Annotated in this window: 17 protein-coding genes and 1 pseudogene; 9 read left to right on the top strand and 9 right to left on the bottom strand. The window is 62.0% G+C overall.

The annotated features are described in order from the left end of the window. The first annotated feature begins 43 nt into the window (after window positions 1–43). On the top strand, window positions 44–460 hold the full coding sequence (locus NKK51_RS29710) for a MerR family transcriptional regulator (RefSeq protein WP_023809674.1): 417 nt from the start codon (window positions 44–46) through the stop codon (window positions 458–460). 8 nt (window positions 461–468) lie between these two features. On the opposite strand, the gene NKK51_RS29705 is transcribed toward NKK51_RS29710, so the two are convergent. Continuing rightward, window positions 469–1026 (bottom strand): GNAT family N-acetyltransferase, encoded by a 558-nt coding sequence (locus tag NKK51_RS29705; protein WP_352555737.1) that lies wholly within the window; start codon window positions 1024–1026, stop codon window positions 469–471. A gap of 183 nt (window positions 1027–1209) precedes the next feature. Beyond that, the gene (gene katG, locus NKK51_RS29700; RefSeq protein ID WP_352555735.1) at window positions 1210–3417 is read right to left on the bottom strand and encodes a catalase/peroxidase HPI; all 2208 of its coding nucleotides are present in this window, start codon (window positions 3415–3417) and stop codon (window positions 1210–1212) included. Between the two features lie 264 nt (window positions 3418–3681). Here katG and NKK51_RS29695 point away from each other — a divergent pair, with 264 nt between their 5' ends. Beyond that, a complete protein-coding gene (locus NKK51_RS29695) occupies window positions 3682–4635 on the top strand; it encodes a hydrogen peroxide-inducible genes activator (protein ID WP_352555733.1) in 954 nt (317 codons plus the stop codon). Between the two features lie 19 nt (window positions 4636–4654). Here NKK51_RS29695 and NKK51_RS29690 read toward each other — a convergent pair whose 3' ends face one another. After that, window positions 4655–5368: a DNA helicase gene (locus NKK51_RS29690; protein WP_352555732.1), complete on the bottom strand. Its 714-nt coding sequence runs from the start codon at window positions 5366–5368 to the stop codon at window positions 4655–4657. Between the two features lie 403 nt (window positions 5369–5771). Between NKK51_RS29690 and NKK51_RS29685 the strand changes: the two genes are divergently transcribed. Together NKK51_RS29685 and NKK51_RS29680 are read left to right on the top strand one after the other, a co-directional pair. Then, entirely contained in the window at window positions 5772–6755 is a 984-nt protein-coding gene (locus tag NKK51_RS29685) for a hypothetical protein (protein ID WP_128305494.1), read from the top strand. A 482-nt stretch (window positions 6756–7237) separates the two neighbouring features. After that, window positions 7238–8155: an NADP-dependent oxidoreductase gene (locus tag NKK51_RS29680; protein WP_352555730.1), complete on the top strand. Its 918-nt coding sequence runs from the start codon at window positions 7238–7240 to the stop codon at window positions 8153–8155. 34 nt (window positions 8156–8189) lie between these two features. Here the strand turns inward: NKK51_RS29680 and NKK51_RS29675 are convergent, their stop codons facing one another. Beyond that, window positions 8190–8921: a hypothetical protein gene (locus NKK51_RS29675; RefSeq protein WP_352555728.1), complete on the bottom strand. Its 732-nt coding sequence runs from the start codon at window positions 8919–8921 to the stop codon at window positions 8190–8192. Between the two features lie 186 nt (window positions 8922–9107). Here NKK51_RS29675 and NKK51_RS29670 point away from each other — a divergent pair. Continuing rightward, a pseudogene (locus NKK51_RS29670) lies at window positions 9108–9550 on the top strand (DUF2267 domain-containing protein). 60 nt (window positions 9551–9610) lie between these two features. Here NKK51_RS29670 and NKK51_RS29665 read toward each other — a convergent pair. The 3 genes from NKK51_RS29665 to pcaD all read right to left on the bottom strand — a co-directional run bounded on the left by NKK51_RS29665 (window position 9611) and on the right by pcaD (window position 11171). Continuing rightward, complete coding sequence (locus tag NKK51_RS29665) at window positions 9611–9826, bottom strand: hypothetical protein (RefSeq protein ID WP_013530133.1); 216 nt, start codon at window positions 9824–9826, stop codon at window positions 9611–9613. 45 nt (window positions 9827–9871) lie between these two features. Next, window positions 9872–10117: a hypothetical protein gene (locus NKK51_RS29660; protein WP_023809680.1), complete on the bottom strand. Its 246-nt coding sequence runs from the start codon at window positions 10115–10117 to the stop codon at window positions 9872–9874. Between the two features lie 262 nt (window positions 10118–10379). Beyond that, window positions 10380–11171 carry a 3-oxoadipate enol-lactonase gene (gene pcaD, locus NKK51_RS29655; RefSeq protein WP_352555726.1) on the bottom strand — a complete coding sequence of 264 codons (792 nt, stop codon included), beginning with the start codon at window positions 11169–11171 and terminating at the stop codon, window positions 10380–10382. Window positions 11172–11273: 102 nt separating this feature from the next. On the opposite strand from pcaD, the gene NKK51_RS29650 reads away from it, so the two are divergent. Continuing rightward, entirely contained in the window at window positions 11274–12179 is a 906-nt protein-coding gene (locus tag NKK51_RS29650) for a LysR family transcriptional regulator (protein WP_352555725.1), read from the top strand. Window positions 12180–12288: 109 nt separating this feature from the next. Here the strand turns inward: NKK51_RS29650 and NKK51_RS29645 are convergent, their stop codons facing one another. Together NKK51_RS29645 and NKK51_RS29640 are read right to left on the bottom strand one after the other, a co-directional pair. Further along, window positions 12289–12603: a hypothetical protein gene (locus NKK51_RS29645; RefSeq protein WP_352555724.1), complete on the bottom strand. Its 315-nt coding sequence runs from the start codon at window positions 12601–12603 to the stop codon at window positions 12289–12291. 128 nt (window positions 12604–12731) lie between these two features. Next, on the bottom strand, window positions 12732–13181 hold the full coding sequence (locus NKK51_RS29640; protein ID WP_023809684.1) for a GatB/YqeY domain-containing protein: 450 nt from the start codon (window positions 13179–13181) through the stop codon (window positions 12732–12734). A gap of 278 nt (window positions 13182–13459) precedes the next feature. Here NKK51_RS29640 and carA point away from each other — a divergent pair, with 278 nt between their 5' ends. From carA to NKK51_RS29625, 3 genes are all read left to right on the top strand, one after another. Next, window positions 13460–14677, top strand: coding sequence for a glutamine-hydrolyzing carbamoyl-phosphate synthase small subunit (carA, locus tag NKK51_RS29635; protein WP_031212679.1), 1218 nt, complete (start codon window positions 13460–13462; stop codon window positions 14675–14677). A gap of 70 nt (window positions 14678–14747) precedes the next feature. Next, a complete protein-coding gene (locus tag NKK51_RS29630) occupies window positions 14748–14999 on the top strand; it encodes a type II toxin-antitoxin system RelE family toxin (protein WP_023809686.1) in 252 nt (83 codons plus the stop codon). A gap of 14 nt (window positions 15000–15013) precedes the next feature. Further along, entirely contained in the window at window positions 15014–15394 is a 381-nt protein-coding gene (locus NKK51_RS29625) for a helix-turn-helix domain-containing protein (protein ID WP_023809687.1), read from the top strand. Window positions 15395–15556: the final 162 nt, after the last annotated feature.

Genomic DNA, 15556 nt, shown 5'->3' with positions numbered 1-15556 from the left:
CACTATAATTGCTCTAGTCACTAGAGCTTCAAGGGGAAATTTCATGTTTTCGATCGGTGATCTCTCACGTCGCACCGGGGTCAAGGTGCCGACAATCCGCTATTATGAGCAGATGGGCCTTGTCGCCGCACCCGAGCGTTCGGAAGGCAACCAGCGCCGCTATTCCAGGCAGGAGCTGGAGCGGCTGGCCTTCATCCGCCACGCCCGCGACCTCGGCTTCGCCGTTGACGACATCCGCTCCCTGATCGACTTGAGCGGCCACCCCGAGCAGCCCTGCGGCCACGCCGACAAGATCGCCGAGGAGCAACTGATCTCGGTGCGGGAAAAGATTGCCCAGTTGAAGCGACTCGAGGCCGAGCTCGAACGCATCGCCACGTGCTGCAATGGCCAGACGGTCGGCGACTGCTACGTCATCCGCGCGCTGTCGGATCATGCGCTGTGCGCCGATGAGCATGGTTGAGACACATCCTACAGCTCGATCCGGAACCGCAAGCTTTCCGCCCCGCCATAGGCGGCGTCCTCGAAGAAGCGTTCGACGAGCTTGCCGCCATTGGCCAGGATCACCTTGTGCGAGGCCGGATTGCCCGGCTTGGCGGTGATCTCGACGTGAGCCAGGCCGACCGCTCTCGCCTCGTCCAGCATCAGCCGCAGCGCCTCGGTGGCGTAGCCGCGCCGCCGCTTCCACGGCACCACCGAATAGCCGATATGGCCGAGCACATGCGGCGGCAGTTCCGCCGTGCCCTTCTGCCAGCGAAAGCCGATCGAGCCCGACGCCTCGCCATCCCAGATCCAGCGGCGGAAGCCGGGCAGGCGCGGCACTTTTTTGCCGTCGGGCAAGCTGATCGGGCCGCCCTTGGCCTGGGGATCGTCGAGGTCGGCAAGAAAGGCCACGGGATCCTTTTCGATGGCCGCGAGCTGCTCGCGCGTCGCGTCCATCAGCCGCACATTGTCCGGCGACCAGCCACGTTCGAGCGCCGCCTTGTAGGATGGCAGATGTTCAAGCGCGGGTTTGACGATTTCGATCATGGTGCAGCGGTGCAGACGCTACGCCGATAAATAGCAGCATTGCCCGGCAAGGCACGGTCCACCAAGGAGCAGCCTCTTACGACAAGGGCCGCGTTTCCATCGCTGGAAACGCGGCACCCGATCTTATGTCCTTGGGAGGACTGGAGCTCCGGCGCAGGCGCGCGGGAGTACCCTTATGCGAAGTCAGGCGATGTCGAAGCGGTCGGCGTTCATCACCTTGGTCCATGCCGCCACGAAATCCCTGGCGAATTTCTGGCTTGCATCCGCGGAGCCATAGACCTCGGCAAGCGCACGCAACTGGGCGTGCGAGCCGAAGATCAGATCGGCACGGGTGCCGGTCCACCTGACCGCCTTGGTCTTGCGGTCGCGCGCCTCGTACACCTCTTCCGAACCCGGAACAGAGCCGGCGGCCGGATCCCAGACCGTGTTCATGCTGAGCAGATTGACGAAGAAGTCGTTGGTCAAAGTGCCCGGCCTGTCGGTGAACACGCCGTGCTTCGATCCGCCGGTATTGGCGCCGAGCACGCGCAGACCGCCGACCAGCACCGTCAATTCCGGCGCGGTCAACGCCAGCAACTGCGCCCGGTCGACCAGCATGGCCTCGACCGACATCGGCTGCTTGCCCCTGACGTAATTGCGGAAGCCGTCGACCTTTGGCTCGAGCGCGGCAAAGGAATGCACGTCCGTTTGCTCCTGCGAGGCGTCCATGCGGCCTGGCGTGAACGGCACCTTCACCTCATGGCCTCCGTCCTTCGCGGCTTTCTCGACCGCGGCAACGCCGCCGAGAACGATGAGGTCGGCCAGCGAGATCTTTTTCGCGCCGGTCTGTGCCGCGTTGAACTCCTTCTGGATGGCTTCCAGCTTCGCCAGCACCTTCGACAGTTCCGCCGGCTGGTTGACGTCCCAATCCTTCTGCGGCGCCAGTCGGATACGTGCACCGTTGGCGCCACCGCGCTTGTCGGAATTGCGGAACGTCGAGGCCGAAGCCCAGGCGGTCGAAACCAGCTCGGAAACCGACAGGCCCGATGCCAGGATCTTCGCCTTCAGCGAGGCGATGTCCTGCTCGCCGACCAGTTCATGGTCGACCGCCGGGATCGGGTCCTGCCAGATCAGCTCTTCCTTCGGCACGAGCGGGCCGAGATAGCGGGCGACCGGACCCATGTCGCGATGGGTCAGCTTGTACCAGGCGCGGGCGAAGGCGTCGGCGAACTGCTCCGGATGCTCGTGGAAGCGCCGCGACACCTTTTCGTAGGCAGGATCTACCCGCAGCGCGAGATCGGTGGTCAGCATCGCCGGCGCGCGGCGCTTTGACGGATCGTGCGCATCCGGAACGGTGCCGGCCCCGGCGCCACCCCTTGGCGTCCACTGATGGGCGCCGGCCGGGCTCTTGGTCAGTTCCCAGTCGAAGCCGAACAGATTGTCGAAGAAATTGTTGCTCCACTTGGTCGGCGTCGTGGTCCAGGTCACTTCGAGGCCCGAGGTGATGGCGTCGCCGGCAATGCCGGAAGCATGCTTGCTCGACCAGCCGAGGCCTTGCGCCTCGATGCTCGAGCCCTCCGGCTCCGCGCCAACCAACGACGCATCGCCGGCACCGTGCGTCTTGCCGAAGGTGTGACCACCGGCGATCAGCGCCACGGTCTCCTCGTCATTCATGGCCATGCGGGCGAAGGTCTCGCGAATGTCGCGGGCCGAGGCCAGCGGATCCGGCGTGCCGTTCGGGCCTTCCGGATTGACGTAGATCAGCCCCATCTGCACGGCGCCGAGATGGCCGCGAAGTTCACGGTCGCCGGAATAGCGCTTGTCGTCGAGCCACTTGGTTTCCGAACCCCAGTCGACGTCCTGCTCGGGCTCCCAGACGTCAGCGCGGCCGCCGGCGAAGCCGAAGGTCTTGAAACCCATCGATTCCAGCGCGACGTTGCCGGTGAGGATCAGAAGGTCGGCCCAGGAAATCTTGCGGCCATATTTCTGCTTGACCGGCCACAGCAGCCGGCGCGCTTTGTCGAGATTGGCATTGTCCGGCCAGCTGTTGAGCGGAGCGAAACGCTGCTGGCCTGCCCCGGCGCCACCACGGCCATCGCCGATGCGGTAGGTGCCGGCACTGTGCCAGGCCATGCGGATGAACAGCGGCCCGTAATGGCCGAAGTCGGCCGGCCACCAATCCTGTGAATCCGTCATCACCTGGTGCAGGTCCTTGATCACCGCATCGAGGTCGAGCGACTTGAATTCCTCGGCATAGTCGAACTCTTCGCCCATCGGATCCGAAAGGTTCGATTGCTGGTGGAGAACGCCAAGATCGAGTTGGTTGGGCCACCAGTCACGGTTGCTCCTGCTGGAGGATCCGTGTGCAACGGGGCATTTGCCGGCGCTGGGATCATCGGTCTGTGCGTCCATGTTCTTCTCCGATCGTGGCTGTGTTGAGCTGTTCAACTGCTGCGTGAACAGGGACATAGCATTGTCCCTGGAGGCGGTCCGTTTCATGGCTGGCGCGATGACCATATGCCCGATACGCGACCGAATATGTTGGATGTCCTGTTGCTGCCGGCATGCGCCTCACCAGGCGGTCCCGGCTGCTCCTCATCTTCGTTGCGACTCGTATAGCAAAGCCGCTTGATTAATTTAAGTTGGATTTCCTGATTACAGCGATAAGATGACATTATGACAAACCTGACGCTGAAGCAGTTGCGTTATTTCGAGGCGCTGGCGCGGCACAATCATTTCGGCCGCGCCGCCGATGCCTGCGCGATCTCGCAGCCCGCCATCTCGGTGCAGATCCGGGAGTTGGAGGAAACGCTTGGCACGGCGCTTTTCCAAAGAGGCCCACGCCAGGTCCGGCTGACCAATTTCGGCGAGGAATTCGCCTTGCGCGTCCGCGACATCCTGCGCTCGGTGGACGAGCTGACGGATCTGGCCCGCGCCTCGCGCGACCGGCTGGTGGGACGGTTGCGCATCGGCGTGATCCCGACGATCGCACCCTATCTTCTGCCTGCCATCATCGGCAACCTCGCCCGCATGCATGACGGGCTCGATATCCACGTGCGCGAAACGCAGACGCAGAAGCTGATCCAGGAACTGGCCGACGGCCGGCTCGATGCGGCCATCGTTGCCTTGCCGGTGTCGGAACCCTCGCTGACGGAAATCGTGCTGTTTGCCGAGAACTTCGTGCTGGTCCGGCCCGGCGAGGATGAGGGAAAGCCGGCGCCCAACCGCGAAATGCTGCGCGAGATGCGGCTGCTCCTGCTCGAGGAGGGCCATTGTTTTCGCGATCAGGCGCTGTCGTTCTGCAACATGCATTCGGCACGGCCGCGCGAGTTGCTGGACGGCAGCTCGCTGTCGACCCTGGTGCAGATGGTCGGCGCCGGCGTCGGCGTCACCTTGATCCCCGAAATGGCCGTGCCGGTGGAGACGCGCTCCGCGGCAGTCTCTATCGCCCATTTCGCCAATCCCCAACCGTCGCGGACGATCGGCATGATCTGGCGCAAGACAAGCCCGATCGCCAAACAGCTGCTGCTTATATCCGAAGTGGTTCGCCAGGCGGCCGAAGCATTGCGCGCGCAGCACAGTTCGGCATCGGTTGCACAGCCTCTGAATCTGCCGGCAGCGGCCCAATGAAGGCAGACTGACCGGATCGTCAGCTTGCCGCCTGGAACCGGATTTCACCCTTGTTCAGAAAACAGGTCTTGTTGAACAGCGACAGATCCAGAGAGTTCGGTAACCGCACATCGCTGATATCGGGACATGGCTTCTTCGCCGGATCGTATGACCGATCGATCTGCGAGATGAAGACGAGGATCAATCCCTTGTCGCCGGCAAACGACTTCAGCGTGCGAACCTGCGCCATCAGGTCCGGATTTTGCCGCTTCTGGTCGAGCAGTTGCAGATAGTCGATCACCACCAGCGTGCCGCGCGGCACCGAGCCCAATGCCTTGACGATATAGTCGGCGCTGATGGCGTCGGAATTGTCGAACACGAACTGGTCGTTGAACCGCGCCGGATCCGCCCCGATGGCGCGAAACCGGTCGAGCACATCTCGTTGCGTATACTCCAGCGTGAAGAACACGCCGCGATGGCCTGATTTCATGGCTTCGATCGCGAGTTCGAGGCTCATCAGCGTCTTGCCGTGGCCGGGTCGCGCACCGACCAGAACCAGGTCGCCGGGCGCCAGTTGCGCAAACAGTACACCGGCAGGTGCCACCTCGGCTGCCTTGGCTGCAAGCAGACTCCAGCTGGCGAAGCCTTCCTGTGCTGCAACACGATCAAGCGCTTCGTGGAGCGGAATTTTGGCCTCGCGGGACAACAGCCTGGCTTGACGCTTCAGATGGTAAACGGGCGCGGACAGCTTCATTGCAAAACCTCCTGGTGCGAGCAGTTTCCGCAATCCCTCCTTATGCCTGGCGCTCGAACAGTCGGTTCGGTGATGAGAGTGCCCTGCATGAACGATGCTTTCCCGGCGGAGGGAGGAGGCGTGGGCTGCGCCAGAATCAGATGATAGCTCAATCCCTGCGTATCGAAAATCGCAGACATTCAAAGATGCGGGGAGCCCGCTGCAAGCCTCGAGCCAGCATCCCGGCGTAGGAGCATTTGCGCGCGTCGATCTCCTTCATGGCTCTTCGTGCGGACTTGCGGAGGGCACGCGTTAACAAAGGGTGCGCTAAACAAGATGTGTTTCGCCTGATAATGCGAGACCCTTTATGATCGATTCCCGGCGGCAACACCGCAAGGAAACGGCTTTGGCAGGAGTTGATCCGGTGCGGTTGAGATTCGTCCCTCTGGGTATCGTCCCGATCCTCAGCCTCCTCGTCGCCGCCATTGCCTTGACGATGTCGGCTCGATCCTTTGCCGCACCATCTGACGTTCCGGCCTGGCTGCAGGCTCACATCGGCAACAGCGACGGCCAGATCTCACAAATTGTCCTCGAACGAGCCCGCGCGCTTTACCGGAAGAAGGTCGCGCAAGGTGCAGTCAAGAACCCCTGCTACTTCGCCATGGATGCGACGCGCCCCAGCGATCTGGGCGATGGCGTTCTGGGGCGCCGCTATTACGTCATCTGCGAAGCCAGCCAGTCGTTTCGCGCGATTTCGTCGGGTCATGGCAGCGGCCGGAATTTGAAAGGCGTTGTCGATTTTTCGAACAGCAAGCGGTGCGCGAAGAATTTCGGCAATGCGATGGATTCGTCGTTGACGGCCGGCGGCGGCTATATCACCCGCGAGGCAAAAACCTCGTTCAAGGGCTATTACCGCACCGCTGCGAAACAGGACGCGGTTTTCCAGCGCACCTTCATCCAGTTCGACGGCGAAGGCGAGGCCGCGAACGCCAGGCAGCGGGTGATCGGCGGCCATGCCGCCCAGGTGCTGCACGGCCTATGCCTGCGCAAAAACCCGAAAAGTTCGCATGCCGACCATGACGGCTTCGTGCCGTTCGGCAAACTGGTCGACTATGCCGGCGGCCGCAGCAATGGCTGCACCAGCTGGTCGCCGGCGGATGCGCAGCAGATTATCCCGATGGTCAAGGACAATCCGACGACGCTCTATATCTACCCGGAATCGCGCGACATCGCCGCGGTCGCAGCCAACCATTCACAGCCGGGCGCCTACTGGAACGCGTCCTGCCTGAAGGAAATCGGCACACCTAAATTCTGGCCGCGAAAGACCCTCGAGCCGATCATCGCCCAATACAGGAAGGATCACCCGGCACCGCCGCCGCAGCCGCTGCCGATCTGCGAAGCGTCTTGAAGTCCGCATCGCACCGCCGCGCCGCTTTATGTTCGGCGTGCGAACCGCATTGATCGGCAGCCCTGCGACCCACCATCAATGATTCAATCCGATCTCCAGGCCAGCGCGCCGGTAGCTCCGGTGCCCCGCCTCTCCTCCTCGATGTCGCAACTCGAAACAGCTGTGTGCATAAGGCCGGATGGATCAAGACTGGCTGAATGCTCTGGCCGAGGAAAGAATTTCCGGCACCACGTTCAGCCGATTGTGGTGGTTGGAACCAACGGCCTGCTACCCAGTTAGAAGGCCAGCAAGTCTGGTTGCAGCCTTGCCGCCATATGAATCAGAACCCGCCGACGCAGTCTACGGCCTAGCAGGATGCCGTCCTTGCGGCGGCGTTGCCCGGCTGGGAAGCCGGTGTGGCTGTCTCCGCAACCTGGGCTGCACAGCCGCTGACGACATGCAGACACCGTCGCCGACAGCCAAACAATAGGAGGTATGCCGACATGAAAGCAGTCCGCATCCACGCTTTTGGCGGACCTGAGGTCCTTTCGATCGATCAAGTCCCCTCGCCTCAGCCGCTTGACGACGAGGTTGTGCTCAGGGTCCGCGCCGCAAGCGTCAATCCGATCGACCACAAGACCCGCGAAGGGTCGGTGAGCGAAACCCTGCCGATCACGCTCGGACGCGACGTGTCCGGCACGGTGGAAATATGCGGTACGCGGGCGCATACGTTGAAGAAGGGCGACCCGTTATTTGCGATGCTTGGTCATGACCGGGGCGGCAATGCCGAATATGTCGTGGTCAAGGCGACGGAGGCGGCTGCGAAACCGGATCGTCTAAGCCATGTCGAAGCCGCGGCGGTGCCGCTTGCCGGCATCACTGCATGGCAGGGCCTTTTCGACCATGGCGGCCTCAAATCCGGGCAACGGGTTCTCATCCATGGCGGCGCCGGCGGCGTCGGTCATCTGGCGATCCAACTGGCCAAGGCCGCGGGCGCGTTCGTCGCGACAACCGTTTCCGCCGAGGACGTCGTTTTCGTGCGTGAGCTTGGCGCCGATCAGACGGTCGACTACAAGAATCAGCGTTTCGAAGAGGTCGTCGATGCGGTCGACCTGGTGTTCGACCTTGTCGCGGGCGACACGCAGGAGCGCTCCTGGGAGGTGCTCAAACCTGGCGGGACGCTCGTTTCCACTCTTTCCCAACCGTCGCAGGAAAAGGCAAACTTGCGCCGGGCGCGTGGCGTCTCCTATCTGGCCGAACCGAATGCGGCGCATCTTGCCGAGATCGGCCGCCTCATCGAGGCCGGCAAGGTCACCCCCTTCGTGCAAGCCACCTACCCTCTTGGAGAGGTCGCCAAAGCGGAAGAACGGCTGGAAAATGAGCATGTGCGTGGCAAGATCGTGCTTGAGGTTTCCGCCTAGCGAGTTGGTGCTTCTGCAGTCCCTCTCGAACGGGTTATCCGATCCGCGCCTCGCCGTCGCTGTCCGGCAGGTTCGGAAACAGCACCTTCAGCTTGTGCTCCGCGCTTGCCCAACTGCGCGTGTGATGTTGCCAGAGGCACCAATTGCTCACCGCAAAGGCTAGAATGCCAACAGTCACGGCAAGACTGACTGTCGAGCCAATGACAACCTTGAGCATCACGCCGGCAAAGACACCGGCGATGGCACCGTTGACGACATTCACCATTCCTGCGGTTCCGGCGAACGCTTGCCAGGGCCTTGGCTTGAGGCCGACATCGGCCAGCAGAGCCGTTTGGTTGTCATGAGTGGAGTGAACCAGATAGCGCGCCATCGAGGGAGTAAGCTCGGTGTAGTAGTGCCTGATGCGTGCCATGCCGCGGGCGTGGACCATGTCTTCGATGGCCACCTGCACAGCCCTGACGAATGTCACCAGCCCGATGAAGTAGAGGCATGGCAACAGGATCAGGCTGAACAGCATGAAAGGAAGCCCCATCCTTGTCACCTGGGCGACGAAGGCAAGGGCGATCGTGGCGCTGGATACCGACGTCAGGAACAAATTTGCGCGCTGATTCGCCTCCTGAATCGTCGCCGCCCTGGCGGTCCCCAGCACCAAATGCTCCGTGGTCATCATCTGCAGGAGTTGCTGCCGGTTCTCGCCTTCATCGGTTTTTGTCTTCCTTGCAGGCATCGCAAAAAACCTGTTGCGGGACGCGCTCCCCCCACCCAATCAACTCCTCAAAGCCGCCCACCCAAGGAACGAACTGCTTCGGAAGGGGTTCCAGCGCAACCAAGAGCGGTTCCGTGATCCCGGAGCAGAGCCGGATCACAGACCGAGCCAATTTTGTAGACAGATAGCGAAACGATTGTCCCCAAGCATCGTTTCGAAACCAGACATGAATTTGATGAGGAGGCGATGATGAGCGCTACCGGTTTGGATGTTTTTGACAGGACGCTGCAGACGACCAACATTTGGCTCGACGAGATCATGGACGATCATGGTCCGGATCGGCGGATTGCATGGCACATATTGGGCGCGGTCTTACGGACCGTAAGGGACAGGCTGCAGATCGGGCTTGCGGCCAAACTTGGGGCGGAACTGCCGATCCTGGTGCGCGGCGCCTATTACGACCACTACCGGCCCGCAGCCGAGCCGGACAAAACGCGCTCCCTTGAAAACTTCTCGCAGCACATCGGCGAGGAATTGAATCGATCCGCCCCGTCGATCCCGAGGAGGCGGCACGCTCGGTGTTCCGAGTTCTTGCACGGCATATTGATCTGGGCCAGTCGGCCAAGGTGCGCGATGCGCTGCCGAAGGAAATCCAGGCGCTCTGGCCCGAGAGCCTCGGCGTCAAATAGCGGCGGCAACGACTCTGACGGCCTCCGAGCGGCGCGCCGAGGCTGGCGTCCAGCAGGGCGTCAGTCCCGTAAACGGTTGGCGGCATGATCCTGATGCTGCTCTGTCGCGACCTGCCTGGAGTCCAAACCGCGTTCTTTGGAATGCTGTGCCTTGTCGCGATTGGACAGAACCTTGTTTTCTTCGAGCTTGTCCTTTGGCGTTACGGTCATGGCGCCTGTGCCAGAACCCTTTCCCTGCGAACCTGCTCCGATGTGTTTCTTGCTCCCGCGTGCCATGGGCTGCCTCCAATCTATGACAAATGTTCCAGGATCGGTGCTCATCTAGTCGTCAGGACGGTTTTTGTGATGGACGCTTTCCTGATTTTTGCCGCGAAGGATGTTGCGGTCGTCCGGATCGACGAGGTCCGGTGTGTCGGTTCTCATGTCCGATCCCTTGCGCAGCGCTTCGCGTTCCGCCGCTGATCGTTTCAGATCCGCCTCTGAATCGAAATCCTTGCCGGCGTTCTTTGTGTTTTCCCGCTCTTCAATGATGCGAATTTGTTGATCGTGGGTTTTGCGTCCAGTCATCGCTTCCTCCGGCGTGTTCGTGTTGGCGCTCGAAAGTCACCGGCCACCTCTAAGGTCGGGTCCGAGCCTGCCCTCGTGCTGATAATGGCAAGGTGACGGGATCGTTCCGAAAAGCGTTGAAGACGCTTTTCGCCAGATGGGCTCGGTTCGGCTTAGGCGCTCACGTTGACCGAGGCCGCCGCCCCTCTTCTGAACCATGGCCTCCTTCGAACGTTCGGCGACCACCGGACTGGCGCCGGACGCCTTTCCGTCGCGCTCCAGCTCAGCGCAGGAAATCGACCACAGCCTGGATGAACTCTGCCGGATACTCAATGTTCGACAGATGGACCGCGGGCAGCACGACCAGCTTCGCGCCGGGCACCGCCGCGGCAATCATCTCGCCGTGGCTGGCTGCTGTCACCGTGTCGTGCCGACCGGCGATCACCAGCATCGGTCGCGGTATCAGTGCTACGGTCCGGCGAAGATCGGCGTCGCGAACCGCCGCGAACAGGCCCGCCAGGCCTTGCCGGTCGATAGCCAGCAGCATGGTGCGAAACTCTTCGACCACGGGCTCGTTGGCGGCAACCATCGACGCGGGGAACCAGTTGCTCAGGAACGTCTCGGCGGTTTCCGACATGTCCGGTGCCTGCCGCACCGCGGCAATCCGCTCGTCGAAATAGCTTGCCGGCGAGAGATGAGACGAGGTGTTGCTCAGGATCAGCCGGTCGATCCGCTCGGGCGCGTGGATGCCGAGCCACTGCGCGACGAACCCGCCAAGCGACAGGCCAAGGAAATGTACGCGTTGCAGGTCGAGCGCGTCGAGCAGTTCGATGACGTCGCGGCCAAGCCGGTCGAGCGAGTAGGCGCCGACAGGAACGCTCGATCCGCCATGGCCGCGAAAATCGTAGCGCAGGATACGGAAATGCTTCGACAACTCGCCAACCTGCCTGTCCCACATGTGCAGCGTGGTGCCGATGGAATTCGATAGCACCAGCACCGGCTTGCTTGCCTCGCCGTCGAAGCGGTAGGCGATGCGCGTGCCGTCGCCCGTCGTGACGAAATTCAGCTTGTTCATGATGAAAATTCCTTCTGGAACGTTTGAATGAGGCCAAACGTAGCCGAGGGATAATTTTGTTGATATTACAAAGATGGGACAATCTTTGTAATAAAAACCGACATGACCGAATTTACTCTCCACGACCTTCAATGCTTCGATGCGGTGATTCGCACCGGCGGCTTTCAGCCTGCGGCGGCCGTGCTGCATCGCTCGCATCCGGCGGTGTTCGCTGCCGTCGCCAAGCTGGAGCGACAGCTCGACCTTTGCCTCCTGGACCGCAGCGGCTATCGCGTGCGTGCGACCGAGGCAGGGCTGTCGTTCCACCGCCGAGCGCTATCGCTGCTGCGCGAGCTGGATGGTTTGCGCGTCCATGCCGCCCAGTTGGCGATGGGTGAGGAAAGCGAGATCCACGTGGTGATAGGCGACCTGTGCCCGCGCCCGCATGTGCTGGGCATGCTCGGGCGGTTCTTCGCACAGTGCCCCGGCACCCGCCTGCATCTGCATTTCGAAGCGGTCGGCGGCCCATGGGAGCGTCTATTCGATGACGAAGCCGATCTGATCCTGCACTGGGTCGACAAGGGCGATGCGCGGGTGGAATGGGTCGATCTGTGCAAGGTGTCCTTCATTCCCGTGGTGGCGCCGGGCTTTCTGCCCGAGCGTATCGAGCAGCCGATCACCCTGGACCAGATGCAGGCACTCACCCAATGCGTCATGCGCGACAGCGCCCGCCATTCGCCACAACAAAACTATTCGCTGATCGAAGGCGCGCCGCAATGCCTCGTCGCCGACCAGGGCATGAAGAAGGAGATAATCCTGCAGGGCCTTGGCTGGGGCCACCTGCCCCGCTTCCTGATCGAGGAAGAACTGCATGACGGGCGCCTGCAATCCATTGCCGGCCGCCATCTGCCGGGCCGCACCGACGAACTGGTGGTGGCGCGGCGCCGCGACCGGCCGCATGGGCCGATCGCCAACCGGCTGTGGGATCATATCCAGCAGGAAGCGCCGGCATTGCGCCGTGCATTGTAGCCGAGGAGGCCCGGACAGATACCGACCAACCAGTCGCGAAAGGCGCAAGTGTAAATCGGTCGTTAATGACCGGCCGTGCAATGCTAGGACCTCGGGTCCCGTCCAGCGATCACTTCTTGACATACGCTCCAGGCTGGCGGCCGCTCTTCGGAGCCTTGGCGTCCTTTGAACGCTCCGCGATAGCGGGGCCGGCCCCGGACGTCTTTTCGGTTGCGGCGCTCGGCGTGCCTTGCCTTGGCGGGTTTTGTCCGTCCGACTGGCGGGTTCGGTCTTCCACTTCGCCCACCCGGCGGGTGAGCCCGATGCCGCCGGCGGGCTTCTTGTTGGCGGCCGCATCCTGGGAGAATTCATCGGAAGCGTCGGCATCGGTCTTTGCCGGATATTTCGTCGCACCGGTTTCATAGCGGGTTTCGTTCTCAGTCATGACATCTCTCCAATTGCATGACGGATAAACATCTCAACGGTATCCGAGTTCCAACTCCTGGACTTCCGGACGGATCTGGGTTCCGGGAGCGCCCGGTCGGCCACCCAAGCGACGAGATGAGCAGCACCCTACTGCAGCAGACCCTTGACGATGCCGCTCGCCTTGCCGAAATCCATCTGGCCGGCATATTTCTGCTTCAGTGCGGCAATCACCTTGCCCATGTCCTTCTGGCTGGCCGCACTGGTCGCGGCGATCGCCTCGCGCGCCGCAGCCGTCACCGCCGCATCGTCCAACTGCGTCGGCAGGAAGGTGCGGATGATCTCCATCTCGCCGCGCTCCTGCGCGGCGAGTTCCGGCCGTTTGCCGTCGTCGAAGGCTTTGGCCGATTCCTCGCGCTGCTTCACCATCTTGGCCAGGATCTGCAGGATCTCCTCATCGCTGGCCGGCTCCTTGCCCGAACCGCGATTGGCGATGTCGCGGTCGTGAATGGCCGCTTGGATCAGCCGCAATGTCGGCAGCCGGTGCTTGTCCTGCGCCTTCATCGCGCTCTTCAGGGATTCGGCAATTTTGCCGCGCATGGTACATTCTCCTTCGATCGGCGCGGACAATAGCGCCGGGGGCGAGCCAAGGCAAACCCTGATATGCCGGGGCAAGCCACTGATTTTGCTAGGCGAAATAAAACATGGCGGCATTTCGCATGATCATTGACCGCTCTGCCCCCTTCCCCTATGTACTGGGCCTTGCATGAACGGAAATTTGACTGCGTGGAGGCCGCGAAAATCGCCGCTTCGCGCCGTTTGCCGCGCAGATGGCCCGCCGGGCCGGTTGCAGCGGGCAGCCCGATAGGAGTGCCGCCATGGCCGAGATGACCGCCGCCTCGACGCCCGCCTGGACCACTGAAAAGCCGACCGCCCTTCTGGTGCTGGCCGACGGCACCGTCATCGAAGGTCGCGGCCTCGGCGCCACCGGCTCCGCCGTCGCCGAAGTCTGCTTCAACACGGCGCTGACCGGCTACCAGGAAATCCTCACTGACCCTTCCTATGCCGGCCAGATCGTCACCTTCACCTTCCCGCATATCGGCAACATCGGCACCAATGACGAGGACATCGAGGACCTCAATCCGGCCGCCCGCGCCGGCGCCGTTGGCGCCGTGTTCAAGGCCGATGTCACCGACCCGTCCAACTACCGCGCCGGCGCTGGTCTCGACCAATGGCTGAAGAAGCGCGGCATCGTCGCCCTTTCGGGCATCGACACCCGCGCGCTCACCGCGCTGATCCGTGAAAGGGGCATGCCCAACGCCGTCATCGCGCATGCGCCCGATGGCGTGTTCGACCTCGACGATCTGAAGCGCCGCGCCGCCGCATGGTCGGGGCTGATCGGGCTTGACCTCGCCAAGGAAGTCACGTCGGGCCAGTCCTCGGTCTGGCGCGAGACGCCCTGGGTGTGGAACGAAGGCTTTGGCGAGCAGACCGAACCGACAATGCACGTCGTCGCCATCGATTATGGCGTCAAACGCAACATCTTGCGCCTGCTCGCCGGCCTCGGCGCCAAGGTCACGGTGGTGCCGGCCAAGACCGGCGCCGAACAAATCCTTGCCATGCAGCCGGACGGCATTTTTCTCTCCAATGGCCCCGGCGACCCGGAAGCCACCGGTGACTATGCCGTGCCGGTCATCCGGGATCTGTTGAAGACCGACATCCCGGTGTTCGGCATCTGCCTCGGCCACCAGATGCTGGCACTGGCGCTGGGCGGCAAGACCGCCAAGATGCACCAGGGCCATCACGGCGCCAACCATCCGGTCAAGGACCACACCACCGGCAAGGTCGAGATCGTCTCGATGAACCACGGCTTTGCCGTCGATGCCGACTCGCTGCCATCGGGCGTCGAGGAAACCCACGTCTCGCTGTTCGATGGTTCGAACTGCGGCATCACGCTGACCGGCCGGCCGGTGTTCTCGGTCCAGCATCACCCCGAAGCCTCCCCCGGTCCGCAGGATTCGCACTACCTGTTCCGCCGCTTCGTCAATTTGATCCGCGAAAAGCGCGGCGAGGAATTGCTGGCCGAACGGGCCTGATCCTTTGAGGATCGGCTGTTAGCTATAATATCGCTTAACGCAAAGCGATAAATGTGCGATATTATTTGTTGTGAAGACGATCATCCTTTCAGTATCGGCGGCTCGCGATCTCGATAACCTGCCGGCGGATGTCCGCGAGCAGGTTTCCGAAGGTTTGATCACTTACGCCGTCAGCGGTCGTGGAGATGTAAAGCGTCTTGCCGGCCGGAACGGTTATAGACTGCGTATCGGCCGCTACCGCGTCATATTCGACGAAGACCGCACCACGATTCTCGCGATCTACATCGGCAAGCGTGAAACGACGACCTATAGCAGGCCATAGGACAGGACATCATCATGAACGCCCCGCAAATCATCAAGACCTCAACCGGCGAAGAACTGGTCGTCATCCCGAGGGCCGACTACGAGGCATTGCTGCATGCCGCTGAAGAAGCCATGGATGCTGCGGATGTGGCGATCTACGATGAACGGAAGGCCGAGCTCAAAACGGAAAAGCCCCTGCCCGCTGCCGTGACCATGGATATCCTGCGGGGCTCGAGCCGGCTCAAGGCGCTGCGCAATTGGCGCAACCTGACCCAAGCCGATTTGGCGACTGCTATTGGTGTCAGCCAGGGTTTCCTGTCCGACCTCGAATCCAATCGTCGCAAACCATCGCCGCAGACCAGTGCCATGCTGGCAAAGACGCTGGATATCCCCGGCGAATGGATCGAAACCTAGAGCAATCCCGGGAAAAGTGTGAAACGGTTTTCCGTCCGGGAATTGCGTCAAACAAAGACTCTAGAGCGATTCCTATTTTGAGAGAATCGTAGGATTCCCAAAGCCGGATGTTTGTGATTCAAGATGCTGGCTGGATTGGAGGCCAGCATCTGATGACGCGAG

Origin of the sequence: Mesorhizobium sp. M0011 (assembly GCF_040324155.1) — a bacterium.
GTDB lineage: Bacteria > Pseudomonadota > Alphaproteobacteria > Rhizobiales > Rhizobiaceae > Mesorhizobium.
Note: the sequence above shows the minus strand (reverse complement) of the source record. Positions and strands in the feature narration are given on the sequence as shown.